Origin of the sequence: Alienimonas chondri (genome assembly GCF_013036045.1) — a bacterium.
In the GTDB taxonomy this organism is placed as follows: Bacteria; Planctomycetota; Planctomycetia; order Planctomycetales; family Planctomycetaceae; genus Alienimonas; species Alienimonas chondri.
In genome coordinates, this window is sequence record NZ_WTPX01000132.1 from 1 (window position 1) to 13,079 (window position 13,079).

General features: G+C 68.7%; 13 protein-coding genes. 7 read left to right on the top strand and 6 right to left on the bottom strand.

Annotated features, from left to right (window positions below):
- Positions 1-3 precede the first annotated feature (3 nt).
- Entirely contained in the window at positions 4-831 is an 828-nt protein-coding gene (locus LzC2_RS16585; RefSeq protein ID WP_171189083.1) for a thiazole synthase, read from the top strand.
- A gap of 45 nt (positions 832-876) precedes the next feature.
- Here LzC2_RS16585 and LzC2_RS16590 read toward each other — a convergent pair whose 3' ends face one another.
- The 5 genes from LzC2_RS16590 to LzC2_RS16610 all read right to left on the bottom strand — a co-directional run bounded on the left by LzC2_RS16590 (position 877) and on the right by LzC2_RS16610 (position 5,486).
- Positions 877-1,569 carry a Uma2 family endonuclease gene (locus LzC2_RS16590; protein WP_171189059.1) on the bottom strand — a complete coding sequence of 231 codons (693 nt, stop codon included), beginning with the start codon at positions 1,567-1,569 and terminating at the stop codon, positions 877-879.
- Between the two features lie 181 nt (positions 1,570-1,750).
- Entirely contained in the window at positions 1,751-2,848 is a 1,098-nt protein-coding gene (locus LzC2_RS16595; protein ID WP_171189061.1) for a tRNA dihydrouridine synthase, read from the bottom strand.
- Positions 2,845-3,597: a Maf family protein gene (locus LzC2_RS16600; RefSeq protein WP_206678758.1), complete on the bottom strand. Its 753-nt coding sequence runs from the start codon at positions 3,595-3,597 to the stop codon at positions 2,845-2,847. The genes LzC2_RS16595 and LzC2_RS16600 overlap by 4 nt, the downstream gene beginning before the upstream one ends.
- A gap of 34 nt (positions 3,598-3,631) precedes the next feature.
- Entirely contained in the window at positions 3,632-4,924 is a 1,293-nt protein-coding gene (locus LzC2_RS16605; RefSeq protein ID WP_171189065.1) for a PDZ domain-containing protein, read from the bottom strand.
- Positions 4,925-4,970: 46 nt separating this feature from the next.
- A complete protein-coding gene (locus LzC2_RS16610) occupies positions 4,971-5,486 on the bottom strand; it encodes a type 1 glutamine amidotransferase domain-containing protein (RefSeq protein WP_206678759.1) in 516 nt (171 codons plus the stop codon).
- A 112-nt stretch (positions 5,487-5,598) separates the two neighbouring features.
- On the opposite strand from LzC2_RS16610, the gene LzC2_RS16615 reads away from it, so the two are divergent.
- From LzC2_RS16615 to LzC2_RS16640, 6 genes are all read left to right on the top strand, one after another.
- Positions 5,599-6,981, top strand: coding sequence for a cation:proton antiporter domain-containing protein (locus tag LzC2_RS16615; protein ID WP_171189069.1), 1,383 nt, complete (start codon positions 5,599-5,601; stop codon positions 6,979-6,981).
- A gap of 35 nt (positions 6,982-7,016) precedes the next feature.
- Entirely contained in the window at positions 7,017-7,586 is a 570-nt protein-coding gene (locus LzC2_RS16620; protein WP_171189071.1) for a DUF421 domain-containing protein, read from the top strand.
- 89 nt (positions 7,587-7,675) lie between these two features.
- Complete coding sequence (locus LzC2_RS16625; RefSeq protein ID WP_171189073.1) at positions 7,676-8,254, top strand: DUF421 domain-containing protein; 579 nt, start codon at positions 7,676-7,678, stop codon at positions 8,252-8,254.
- 31 nt (positions 8,255-8,285) lie between these two features.
- Positions 8,286-10,571: a DNA helicase RecQ gene (recQ, locus tag LzC2_RS16630; RefSeq protein WP_171189075.1), complete on the top strand. Its 2,286-nt coding sequence runs from the start codon at positions 8,286-8,288 to the stop codon at positions 10,569-10,571.
- A 26-nt stretch (positions 10,572-10,597) separates the two neighbouring features.
- Positions 10,598-10,957, top strand: a complete 360-nt coding sequence (locus LzC2_RS16635; RefSeq protein WP_171189077.1) for a hypothetical protein — start codon at positions 10,598-10,600, stop codon at positions 10,955-10,957.
- A 363-nt stretch (positions 10,958-11,320) separates the two neighbouring features.
- The gene (locus LzC2_RS16640) at positions 11,321-12,151 is read left to right on the top strand and encodes a hypothetical protein (RefSeq protein WP_171189079.1); all 831 of its coding nucleotides are present in this window, start codon (positions 11,321-11,323) and stop codon (positions 12,149-12,151) included.
- 76 nt (positions 12,152-12,227) lie between these two features.
- Here LzC2_RS16640 and LzC2_RS16645 read toward each other — a convergent pair.
- Positions 12,228-13,079 (bottom strand): hypothetical protein (locus LzC2_RS16645; protein ID WP_171189081.1); only part of this gene is annotated, 852 nt, incomplete at its 5' end.

The following is a 13,079-nucleotide window of genomic DNA, read 5'->3' on the forward strand; positions in this document are numbered from 1 at the left end:
CCCATGAACGACGCCCCCTCCCCCGACCCCCTCGCGCTCGGCTCCCACACGCTGTCCGGTCGGCTGATCGTCGGCACCGGCAAATACGCCTCGCCGGAGCAGATGGTCGCCTGTCTGGACGCCAGCGGGGCGGAGGTCGTCACCGTCGCCGTTCGTCGCGAACGGCTGATCGATGCGGCCGGGAGGAGCCTGCTCGATTACCTCGACCTGTCCCGCTACACGATCCTGCCCAACACCGCGGGCTGCTTCAGCGCGGAGGACGCCGTCCGCGTCGCTCGCCTGGGCCGGGAGATCCTCGACGGCCTGGAGAACCCCGGGGCGGAGTGGGTGAAGATCGAAGTCCTCGCCGACAAGAAGACGTTGCTGCCGGACCCGCTCGGCACGTTGGAAGCGACGCAGCAACTCGTCGCGGACGGCTTCAAAGTGCTGTGCTACACGACCGACGACCCGGTCACGGCGAAGCGGCTCAAGGACGCCGGCGCCACCAGCGTGATGCCGGCCGGCTCGCCGATCGGCAGCGGTCAGGGAATTCTCAACCCGAACAACCTGCGGATCTGCCTGGAGTATCTGAAGGACGGCGATCCGGATTACCCCGTGATCTGCGACGCCGGCGTGGGCACCGCCAGCGACGTGGCGATCGCGATGGAACTGGGCTGTGACGGCGTGCTGCTGAACACCGGCATCGCCGGCGCCGCCGACCCGCTGGCGATGGCCCACGCCATGCGCCACGCTTGCGCCGCGGGCCGCTTGGCGTTCAAAGCCGGCCGCATCCCCCGCAAGCTCTACGCGACCGCCAGCAGCCCCGAGGAAGGCGTGATCGCGGGGGAGTGATCTCCCGCTTTGCCCCTGTCCGAAGGCGGCGCGTCCTAAGCAAACTTAGCGTTCTTCAAGACGATACGCCCATCGTCCAAGCCGGCCGCGGTCTCGGGAGAGCCGATACGCTTTTCCCAGAACGGGCGAGGCGGCGAAGCCATCGGCGTCCGGCTCAACGGCCTCGAAGCCGGCCTCGCCGCGGGCGTGTACGACAAAGCCGACGCTCTCGACTTCGTCATCTCGACAATCGACGAGCCAATACTCTCCGACGCCGCCCTCGAAGCAGCCGGCCGGCAAATCGACGGTGTCCTTCCCCACGCTCGACGGGCTGACGACCTCCACGACCAGCGACGGCGACCCGACGAACTCTACGCCGTCGGCTCCGTCCTTCGCCGCGGTCTCCGTCACGCGGCCGGATTCGATCGATTCGAAAGAGACGAGTACGACGTCCGGCTCAAAGGAAGTTCCGCTGTCCGGCAGGAACACCCGAGTGACGTCGCTGGCGAGTTCGCCGAGGCCGCTCTCGACCAGCAAGTTGGCAAGCACACGAACGATCTCCGTCTTCGGCAGGGCGTGGGCTTGGTGACGTTGCATGGAGAGATCGACGAAGATCCGGTCGGCGATGAGGTCGATACGAGCCTGTTCCGGGAACTCATCCGAGCGGGTCCAGCGGCGGAAGCCCTCCACGGTCGCCGCGGAAGCGGGGATCGTCACGACGCCCCGCGGTCCGGCGACGCGGACCGGGCCGTGCGACAATCGCCGAGATTCCACCACGATCATCCCGTCCCCTTCCAAGGTGACGGCAGGGATCGTCGCGCTCGTGATCGACGATCTACGGGGGTCCGTCGGCGGCTGCGGATCAGGCCGGCGGGGAACGACGGGTGGTGCGAGGGTCGCGCTCATGGCGAACAGTTTACCAACCGCGACCGCACGTCGGTCACCACCGTTCAACGGGACCGTTGGGGACTTTCACAAAGGCCGTCGGGACGTCGCTGATTCGCTCGCCGATGCGGCCTTCCAGCGTCTGGCAGATCGCCTCGAATTGCTCGGGCGTCTCGAAGCGCCGCAGCTTGTCTTCGAGATCCTCCGGCACGCCGAGGACGGCGCCGTACCACGCGGCGAATTTGCGGAACAGCACGCAGGCGTACTCGCCGCGGTCTTCCAGCATCAGGGCGAAGTGCCGGCGGAGGAAGGCGAGCTTTTCGTCGTCCGTCGGCAGCCGCTCCGATCGGCCGGCGGCGCGGTCGGCGAGTCGGCGGAAGATCCACGGGTCGGCCAGCGCCCCGCGGCCGATCGCGACGGCGTCGCAGCCGGTCTCGGCACGCATCCGTTCCGCGTCGGCGGGGACGCGCACGTCGCCATTGCCGACCACCGGCACGATGCCGTCCACCGCCTGCACGACCGCGGCGATCCCGGACAAATCGACCGTGCCGCGGAACCCCTGACTCCGCGTTCGCCCGTGCACCGTGATGCCCGCGACGCCGGCCTCCGCAAACGCTCGAGACAGCGCCGGGGCCGTCTGGTTCTCGCGGTCCCACCCGAGCCGCAGCTTGACCGTCACCGGGATCGACACCGCGTCGACGACTTCCTTCACCAGCGCGACCGCCCCGCCGGCGTCGCACATCAACCGGGCGCCGCCGCCGGAGCCGGTCAGCTTCGCCATCGGGCAGCCCATGTTCAGATCGACGCCCTCCCGGCCGTGATCCTCCAGCCAGCGAGCCGCGTCGGCCATCTGGGCGGCGGAGGAACCGAAGATCTGCACGCTCAGCGGGCGATCCGCGGGCGAGGTCTTGAGGAGTTCCCGGCTCTTTTTCGTCTGGGTGAGCAGATGCGACGCGAGGACGAGATCCGTCGTCGCCAGCCCCAGCCCGCCGAGTTCGCGGACCGCGGTGCGAAACGCGAGGTGCGTGTACCCGGCGAGCGGGGCGAGAACGTAGCGGCTATCAAAGCGGCGCCCCCCGACGACGAAGCCGTCGGCGTGGGCGTCGCGCGAGAGCGTCCCGGACGCTCGGTCGGTTTTGACGACGGCGTTCACAACTCGACGCCCAGTTCGGCCAACAAATCCAGCGTTTCCCGCAGCGGGAGGCCCGAGACGTTCGACAGGCTGCCGTCCACCCGCTCGACCAGCAACGCGCCGAACAGACCGGCGATCGCCACCCCGCCGGCGCGGCCGGGCGGTTCGGCGGCGGCGAACAGACGATCGAGGTGCCGCTCCGCGTCGGCCCGGACCGTGATCCGGCTGTGCACGAGCACGTCCGCCGTGCGGATCGCTCCGGCGTTCGCAGGACCGTTTTCGGACTGAGGATCGCCCGGCCCGCGAACCGCGACGCTCACCGCGGTCGCCGTGACGTGGGTGCGGCCGACGTAGTGCTTGCGGAACCACCGGCGCACCGTCGCCTCCCAGTCCTCGTCAGGCGGTTGGCCGAGAACCGTTAGCGATCCATCGACCAGTGCGCCGCCCGCTTCCCCGGCGATCACGGCGGTGTCGGCCGCGATCACGGCGGTCCAACGACCGGCCAGCGGTTCGTTCGGGGCGTCGTCGGCGGGGTCGCCGGCGGCGATGCGAGCCAGCACGGCGTCCCGCTTCGCCGCGGCGACCCGCCCCATCCCCGCTTCGATCTCCCGCCAGGTGTTCAGCCCCTCCAGCGATTCCTCCGAGGGATCGGTCGGGGCGAGCGTCCGCAGTCGCTCCGCGGGGACGACCATCTCCAGCAACGCCCGCCGACGCGGCGAGCGACTGGCAAGCACGACCAACCCCGGCTCGCCGGGGCGAGCGCCTTTCATCATGGGAAGCGCGTCGGGAAGCACGGGGCGGCGGTCAATCTTCGGTGTCGCCGAGGTCCGCCGGGTCGCCGTTGCCCGGGATGCGTTCGGCGGGAACGTCCGGGCCGAACGGGGGAACCGACGGGAGATCGTCGCCCTCCTCCATCGGCTCCGCCTGCGGCGGGGCCGGCGTGGGCGCCTCATCGTCGGCGGCGGGCGGCCTCGGCGGCATAAAGTTCGGCATCGGTTGCGGCCGGAAGGGGAACCGCGGCGCCGGCTCGGGGTCGGTCAGCGGGCGATCCGGCCAACGGGCGAGCGTGACCGGCACGACGATCGCGTCTTTCTCGCCGAAGCGCAGGAGGGTCACGTCGGAGGCTTCCCCGACGACGCCCTCCTCGCGGATCGCGTCCAACAGAGCGGTGGGCGTGTTGATGGGGGTCTCGCCGAACTGCACGATCACGTCGCCCGGCTGCAGCCCGGCAAGGGCCGCGGGACCGCCGGCCGTCACGCGATCGACCCGACAGCCGCCCGCCCCCGCGGTGCCGAACGACACGCCCAGAAACGCCTTCCCGCGGCGTTCGACCTCGAAGTTCCCGTACTTCTTCGCGAGCAGGTCCGCCCGGGCGTTCTCCGGGATCGGGCAGTCGTCCGTGAGGTGCACCTGACTGAGGTTGGCGATCGAACGCAGGTGCCGCAGCCCCGCTTCCCCGCCCGTCCAGCGATCGTCCAGGGCGATCGACCACTGCGGCTGCACCCTGCCGCCGAACGCGGGGCCGAAGCGCGGGTTGAACAGGTCCGTCCGCGCCACCGCGGCTCCGTGGCGACGGATCTCGGCGATCGCCACGGTCGTCAAGGTGGTGGGAAACAGGTCCAGCGACACCTTCGCCAGATTCGCCGCGTCCGCCGGCGCCGGTTCCGCACCGTCCTCCCCCTCGACTTCCACGCCGTTTCTCAGGGCGAGGAGCCCTTGCATGAACTCCACCGCGGCCGAGGTGTCCCGGCGTCGCACCGACAATCGCAGCCCCTCCGACAGCGCCGCCACCGCACGGGTGCGACGTTCGACGTCGTCGTCATGAGCCGCGTCCCGCAACGCCGGGACCGCCGCGGGGGCGTTCTCCAACAGCCGGCTCGCCGCTTCGCGGGTCGCCCAGTCGTCCGCGGCGAGGTCCTCGATCGCCGCGGCGATCTGTTCCTCGGTCACCACGCGCCGCGCCGGTCGCGGCGCGACCAGCGGCGCACGTGCGGCCGGCTCCGATGCATCGATCGTCGCGTCCTGCGCAGCGATCGGTTCGTCGGGGACGAAGCCGAGCAACAGGGCCGCGGCGAGGGCAGGCGAGAGCGTCAGCATTCGGGCGCCGGGGGTGAGGGGGCGAAACTCCGTTCTCCGACCGCCATCATTCGCCGCGGAGCAGCCCGAGCAACCCGGCCATGAAGTCCGGCAGATCGCTTGGGCGGCGGCTGGTGACGTGGTGGCCGTCGACGTGCACCGACTCGTCCACCCAGGTCGCCCCGGCGTTCACGCAGTCGTCCTTGATGCCGGGCGAACCGGTCACGGTGACGCCGCGGTACACGTCGGCGGAGCAGCAGAGCCAGCCTCCGTGGCAGATCGCGGCGATCGGCTTCTTGGCGGCGTCGAATTCCTTGAGCAGCCGCAGCGCATTCGCGTCGCGGCGCAGTTTGTCCGGCATCCAGCCGCCGGGGCAGACGACGGCGACGAAGTCCTCGGATTTCACTTCGCCGACCGCGGCGTCGTTCGTGCAGGGGTAGCCGTGCTTGCCCTGATAGCTCTTGCCGGCCTCGTCGCCGGCGAGCGTCACCTCATACCCGGCCTCTTCGAGCCGCAGCTTGGGATACCAGAGTTCGAGGTCTTCGTAATCGGGACCGGCGAAGATGAGGACGCGGTCGGCCATGGGCGAGTGATGGGGGGCGAGTGGCGGGAGCAGAAAACGCAGATGCGAAGCCATGATAGCCGGAACGGATCGCTCGGTTGTCGAACGCCGGGGCACCGCGTGTGATGCGGGGGTGATCTTCCCCGCTCCGACCGCCGCCGAATCTGCCGCCGAAGCCGACGTGGAGTCGATCGCCGCGGCGTTCGATCTGGACCTCGTCCTGTTGTTGGGCGGGGCGACGGTGTTGGGAATCGCCGCGTTTCACCGCTGCATCACGCGGACGACGGGACTGAGCGGACCGTTGCTGGCGCTGCTGATCGGCGTCGCCCTCGGACCGATCGGGCTGGGGTGGTTCGATCCCACGGCCTGGGGCGAACTGGCGGCGTGGATGGAACCGGCGGCTCTGCTGACGCTGGCGATCGGCGTGACGGGCGTGGCGTTGCGGTTGCCGCGGAAGTGCGTGCTGCGGCGTTCGCATTTGATGACGATCGGCACGTTGCTGGGGCCGGGGATGCTGGCGATGTGGGCGGCGTCGACGCTGTGCGCCTGGCTGATCCTGGGATTCGACGGATGGGCGGCGGCGCTGATCGGCGCCGCGGTGGTGCCGACCGACCCGGTGTTGGCCAGCGCGATCGTCTCCGGCGACTTCGCGACGAAACATCTGCCAGGACGGTTGCGGCATGCAATCAGCGCGGAGAGCGGCTCCAACGACGGCCTCGCCGTCCCGCTGGTCGCCCTCGCGGCGGCCGGTTTGGCGGGTTCGCTCGCCGCCGGGTCCGGGATGGCCGGGTCCGGGATGAACTGGGGCGGGTGGGGCGACTGGTTCCTCTCCGCCGTGCTGTGGGAAGCCGGCGGCGCCGCGGTGATGGGCGCCGTCTGCGGGGGAGCGGCGGCGATCATGCTCAACTGGTCGGAGAAAGCGGACGACGTGGACGAGACGGGGCTGCTGGCCTTCGCCCTCGCCCTCACGCTGGCGGTGCTGGGAGCGGCGGGGTTGCTGGAGGTCTCCGGCTCCCTGGCGACGTTCTGCGCGGGGCTGGCGCTGGCCTGGAACCTGCCGGGCGAGGAACGGGAGGAGGAAGGCGAAATCCAGGACGCCGTCAACGAGTTCTTCCTGCTCCCGTTGTTCGGACTGCTCGGGGCGGCGCTGCCGTGGGAGGCGTGGGTCGAACTCGGCTGGCGAGGACCGGCGTTCGCCGCGGCGCTGCTGCTGCTCCGTCGCCCGCCCTGGCTGTGGTTGCTGGGGCGGTTCCTGCCCAGTTCGCTGCCCGATCTCGAGGAGCCGCGTGATCGGCTGTTCGCCGGGTGGTTCGGCCCGATCGGCGCCGCGGCGCTGTACTACGCGGCGGTGTATCACGACGAGCTGTCCGCCCTGTGGCCGACGGTCACGCTGGCGGTCACGGCCAGCGTGTTGGCCCACGGCGCGACGGCGGCGCCGTTCACGCGGCGATACGCCGCCGCCGCCCGAGCTGCCGACGGGGACGCCCCCGTGGCGACGCCGGACGACATGGGATAGACCGGCACCCCCCGATCCTCCGACGAGCCTCCCCCATGGACGAACTGCTTCAGAACTTCGTTCCGAAGGCCCTGTTCAAAGGCTGGCCGGTGTTGTTCCGCGTCGCCGTCAGCAGCGTCGGGCTGTACGTCCTGACGCTCTGCCTGTTCCGGTTACAGGGCACGCGGACGACGTCCAAGATGAATAACTTCGATTGGATCGTGACGATCGCCAGCGGAAGCATTTTCGGCTCCGCGGTGGTCTCGGACGCCGTGACCCTCTCCCAGGCCTTCGTCGCCTTCATCGTGCTGATGGCCTGCCAATGGGTCGTGACGAAGCTGTCGGCGCTCTATCCGAAGTTCTACGACCTCGTCGCGGCCTCGCCGGCGCTGCTGTTTCATGAGGGTAAGTTCCTCGACGACAGACTCGTGCAGGAACGGGTGACGCGTGACGAAGTGCTCTCCGCGGTCCGCAGCGCCGGGGTGAAGGACCTCTCGGAAGTCTCCGCCGTGGTGCTGGAGGCCGACGGCACCCTCACCGTGCTGTCCGGCCGCGGGAACGACAGCCCCGAATTGATGCGCCCCGTCAAATACGCCGAGCCGGCCCCCGAGGGCGGTAACCCGTAGGTTCGCTCGTCGCACGGAAAGCAGATCGGCGAGCCGCCCCCCGACATCCGGACCTCGACGCCGCCGACGCCCCCGCCCCGCAACACGCCATGCCCGACCCCAGCTCCCTCAGTCCGGACGATCCCGGCTCGTCTTCCAGCGGAGCCTGGCTGTGGGCCGCCCCCGAGGACGTGTTGAAGGTCGTCGCCCTCAGCGCCGCGGCGTTCCTGCTGGTCGCCCTGTTCTTCCGCGTGGCGGGGACGCGGGCCGCGGGGCAGATGAATAACTTCGACTGGATCGTGACCGTCGCCCAGGGGGCGATCGTCGGCGGCATTGCGCTGGGGGTGAACACCTCGCTGGTCGAGGGCGCCGCCGCGGTCTTCACGCTGCTGGCGCTGCAGTACGTCGTCAATTGGTTGGCGGTTCGCAGCGAGCGCTTCCGCAACGCGGCGTTCTCCCAGCCCATCCTGCTGTACCACGACGGGGCGATGCTCTCCGAAGCGCTCAAACAGCAACGAGTGACCGAGGGCGAGGTCCGCGGAGCGGTGCGGTCGGCGGGGATGAGCGGATGGAACGAGGTCGGGGCGGTGGTGCTCGAACCCGGCGGAGAATTCAGCGTCCTGCCCCGCTCCTCCCAGACAGGAAGCGACGCCGACGAATTGCTGAAAGGCGTCACGGGGGCGGGTTGAGCGACCGGGCGCCCCGCCCCACAATCCCGCCATGACCGCTGAACCGACGGACACGCCCCCGACCGACGCAGCCCTCGGCGAGGAGACGGCGTCCGGCAGCAGCGATGCGCACGGCGGGAACGAGGAGGCGCTGCGGGCGGTCCTCCGCGATTTCTGGGGCTACGACAGCTTCCGCCCCCTCCAGAAAGAGGCGATGCTGTGCGGCCTGGCCGGACGGGACAGCGTCGTGGTGCTGCCCACCGGCGGCGGAAAAAGCCTCTGCTATCAGGCGCCCGCCGCGGTGCGACATCAGCGGGACGGGGCGGTCGCGGTGGTCGTCAGCCCGCTGATCGCGTTGATGAAGGATCAGGTCGACGCCCTCACCGCGATCGGCGTCCCGGCGGCGTTCGTGAACAGTACCCTGGCGCCGGCGGACAAGATCGAGGTCTCCCGCAAGCTGCGGGATAGAGAACTGGCCTGTCTCTACGCCGCCCCGGAGACGCTCGTCACGGATCGGATGTTGGACTTCCTGTCCGAACTGGACGTCAGTTTCGTCGCGATCGACGAAGCCCACTGCGTCAGCCAGTGGGGTCACGATTTCCGTCCGGAATATCGCCAGCTGGGCATGCTCCGCGAGCGATTCCAGGACGCCGCCGTGCACGGCTACACGGCGACCGCCGGTCAGAAGGTGCGTGAGGACGTCGCCTACCAATTAAATCTGAACGACCCGGAATATCTGGTCGGCAGCTTCGACCGACCGAACCTCACGTTTCGCGCCCGTCCGGCCTCCAATACGCTCGGCCAGATCCGCGAAGTCGTGAAACGGCACGACGGCGAGAGCGGCATCATTTATTGCATCTCCCGCAAAAAGGTGGACGAGACCGCCGGGGCGCTGAACGGCCTCGGCGTGCGAGCCGTGCCGTACCACGCGGGCATGACGAAGGAGGAGCGGTCCGCTAATCAGGACAAGTTCCTCGCGGACGAGGCGGACGTCGTCGTCGCCACGGTGGCGTTCGGCATGGGCATCGATAAACCGGACGTGCGGTTCGTCGTGCATTCGGGGATGCCCAAATCGATCGAACATTATCAACAGGAGGCCGGCCGCGCCGGTCGCGACGGTCTCGGCAGCGAATGTCTATTGCTGCACGCGGCCGGCGACTATCGGTTTTGGAAAAGCACACTCAACGAACTGCCCCCCGAGCCGCGGGCGAACGCGGAGCAATCCCTCAACGCCCTCTACGACTACGCCCAAGGGGCGCTCTGCCGTCATAAAGCCCTGGTGCGGTACTTCGGACAGGATTTAGAGACCGACGACTGCGGCGCCTGCGACATCTGTTTGGGCGAGGTCGAAACGGTCGACGACCCGTTGCTGCTCGGTCAAAAGATCGTCAGTTGCGTTTATCGACTCAACCAACGCTTCGGCGGCAACCACACCGCGGAGGTGCTGACGGGTTCCAAAAGCGAAGCGGTGCTCTCCAAGGGTCATGACGACCTCAGCACCTACGGGCTGCTGTCGGATCACCCGAAGAAGGCGGTGCGGGATTGGATCGAACAACTGGTCGGCCAGGGCTTTCTGGCGAAGGTCGGCGAGTACGCCACGTTGCAGATCACCGAAGCCGGCCAGCAACTTCTCAAAGGCGAGAAGAAGCCGGTGCTGCTCGCCCCGGCGAAGAAGGTCGCGGCGGAGCGTCCCAAACGCAGCAGCAGCGCCGCGGACGACTGGGAGGGCGTGGACGAACACCTCTTCGAACGTCTCCGCGAAGTCCGCGGCGAGGTCGCCAAAGAGATCGCCAAGCCGGCCTATATCGTCTTCAACGACGCCAGCCTGAAGGATATGGCCCGGAGGCGACCGACCGACGAGGACGGGTTGTCGATGTGCGTGGGCGTGGGGCCGAAGAAACTGGAAGACTTCGGCGAGCGATTCCTCAAAGAGATCGGCACGTTCTGCACGGAGCACGGCCTGACGACCGACGTGACGCCGGAAGGCGCCTCGGCCGCCGCGACGACCGGCAGCATGTTCGGCGGCACGCGGGCCGTCAGCCGCAACGCCATCGCCGCGTTCCCCCTGTTCCGCGACGGGATGGGCGTCGAGGACGCCGCCCGAGAGCTCCGCGTCACCGACAGCACCGCCGCCGGTTATCTCAAGCAATACATCCTGGAGACGAAGCACGACGATCCGACGACCTGGGTCGACCCCGCCGCCGCCCGCAAGGCTCGGGAGGCGTTTGAAGCCTGCGGACTGCAACGCCTCAAACCCGCCTTCGAACACCTCGACGGCACGGTCAGCTACGACGACCTGAAGATCGTCGCCGCCTGCATGGCCTCGAATCTGAGCTAACGACCTCAAACCTCACGCCCTGACGAATGCCGACCCCCACCCTCGAGGAATTGGACGAGCAACTGATCGTGGCCATCTTGGAGCTCGACGAGGCGAAAGTGGCCGATCTGGTCTCTCAGGGAGCGTCCGTGACGTGCCGCCGTAAGCGAACGGCGACGTCGGTCGGTACCTCGCACACGCCGCTCCTGCTGACCGGAACGTTGGAGTCGGCTATCAACGATCAGCCGGACTCGGAGTTCAGAAAAGTACCGCGGACCGTCGTGCGGCTTTGCCGCGACGCGGGCGGTCGAGCGGTCGGATCGCTCGGCCGGCAGGAGGCCCTGCGGCGGTTGCAGGCGATTCGAATCGAGATGATGAGCCACGTCGACGGCCCGCTGCTAGGCTGAACGCGAACCGGCGGCCGCCAGTCCTATTCCCCACTACGACGGACGGATCGGATCTCCGTCGATGCGGCGGTGCTGTAAAGCGAGGGTACCCGCCCCATCTACGCACACCTCGACGGCACGGTCAGCTACGACGACCTGAAGATCGTCGCCGCCTGCATGGCCTCAGGGCAGTCGGCCTGACCAAGCCGCCCCCGGACCAAGCCGGTCCTGAGAAGAGCGGCTCGGCGGAGACGGTTGCGTCGCTCGGCGGCGTTGCTGACCCTCTTTCGTCCTCGATCCCGCTCTGGGAGCAGGATGCCTCTGTTCGCGCGCCTCGCCGGCGTTCTGCAGTCCCCTTAGCCCCGCAACAGGATCCCGCCGCCCGTGCCCCTCATCGCCGCCGCGTTTCTCGCCTGCTACGCCCCCCCGACGATCGCCGCCGCCGCCGCGGCGAGCTATCAACCGCCGGGGATCTACGAGTGCGAATGTCCGATTACCTACTACGAAATCCCCGGGGAGAACGGCGCCCCGTCCGCGTATTACACCGAACTCTATTCGGCGCTCTGCTTCGACTCGACCGGCGAACCGGACAACTGCGAGTACGCGGACTCCTACGTCGTCGAGGATAAGATCGAAGAGGTCTGCCCTGACGGTTGCATCGAAGAGTGGCCGGCGCCCGTGACGGCGACGGCGAAAGCAGACGGCGACGGTGCGGGCGGCGACGCCGCGGCCGAGCCGGAACTCAAACCGGAGGCCGTCGAGAAACGCGTCCGGAACTCCGATCCGTATCGAGTCGTGGGGCCGCGAGACTGGAAGGAGTCGATCAAAACCACGGATCAATGGACGATCGAGGACGCGACGGCCGCTTACGTCACCACCCCGGACTTCGTCAAAGGAGAGGCGATTACCCGTGGTCGCACCCTGATTCTGGTGAAGCTGCACTTCGTTCCGCAGGGCGACAACAAGAAGCCGGCGTTTTATAGCCGGATCGGCTTTGAGGCCGATCGCAACAATCCGAACGTCCCGGAAAGCGCTCCCGCCCTCGCCCGGCGGAACAACACGGTGCTGCGTCGCCGGGCCGTGAACGGTCCGGCCGAGACCAGCGACTACTCCTACGACGTCGTTTATCGGGGGAACGTCTACCTCGTTCGCTCCCAGAACGTGCTTCGTCCCGAGGGGGCCCAGGTGAAGCCGAGCGATCGGCGCGAGAACTAGCGCACGAATCGGCCTGAATCAGCGGCAAGTCGCCGAGCGATCGCCCGCCGGCGCCGGGCCCGCGGGTTCGGCGTCGTCAGGGCTGCGGCGCGATCAGCCGCGGAAAGTCCTCCGGGACCTTCCGCGGCTTTTTGCTGCGAACGCCGAGAATCCCGATCGATTCGCTCTTCGCGGCGCTGAGTAACGCGATCGGCCGCTTATCGCCGCTCACGATCATCATTCGGGAGTGGGAATACAGCGAGAGCCCCGCCGCCTGCGCATGGGCGCCGCCCCGGAGCAGGGGTTGCTGGGACGACGTCCAGAGCGAGAGTCCGCCGTCCGTGACGACCCCGGACGCCCGGATCGCCTCCGCTTCCGCCAGCGAGGGGGGCCGCAGGCCGCGGCTCCGCAACCGCCGGAGAGCGGCGGTATACGAGTCGCCGACGATGTAAGGGATTTCCTCAGTCTGAGCGCGGAGCGGCGAGTCCGCCGCATAGAACTGCGGGACTTCGTAGGTCGCTTGGGGGGCGTCGGCCGTCTTGCCGAAACGCAGAACCGTGACGGTTTGCGTTTCGACGACGACGAGTTCGCCGGGTTCGCCGTCGAACAGGTCGACGGAGCCGAACAGTTCCAGCGGCTCCAACGGCAAAGCCTCGTCGTCCTCCCCCGGACGCGGCGGTTTGTATCCCAGCGCCACTTCCGTTTCGTGCCACTTCTCGATCGGCCGTCCGGTCGAGAGGTCCGTCACCTGCGCCCCGAGGATGTACCAGCCGACGGGCGCCGACATGCTAACGGGCGTCCGCCCCTCGGCGTCGATCCGCTTGTCCGGTTGCGGGTCGCCGTATTCGTCGACGGGAATCAGCCAAGCCTCGGCTCCCGCGGGCACCGTTTCCACGGTGACGGTCGCGATGCGCGGCGCGGGCGGGGCGTCGCCCGCGCCGCGCATCGC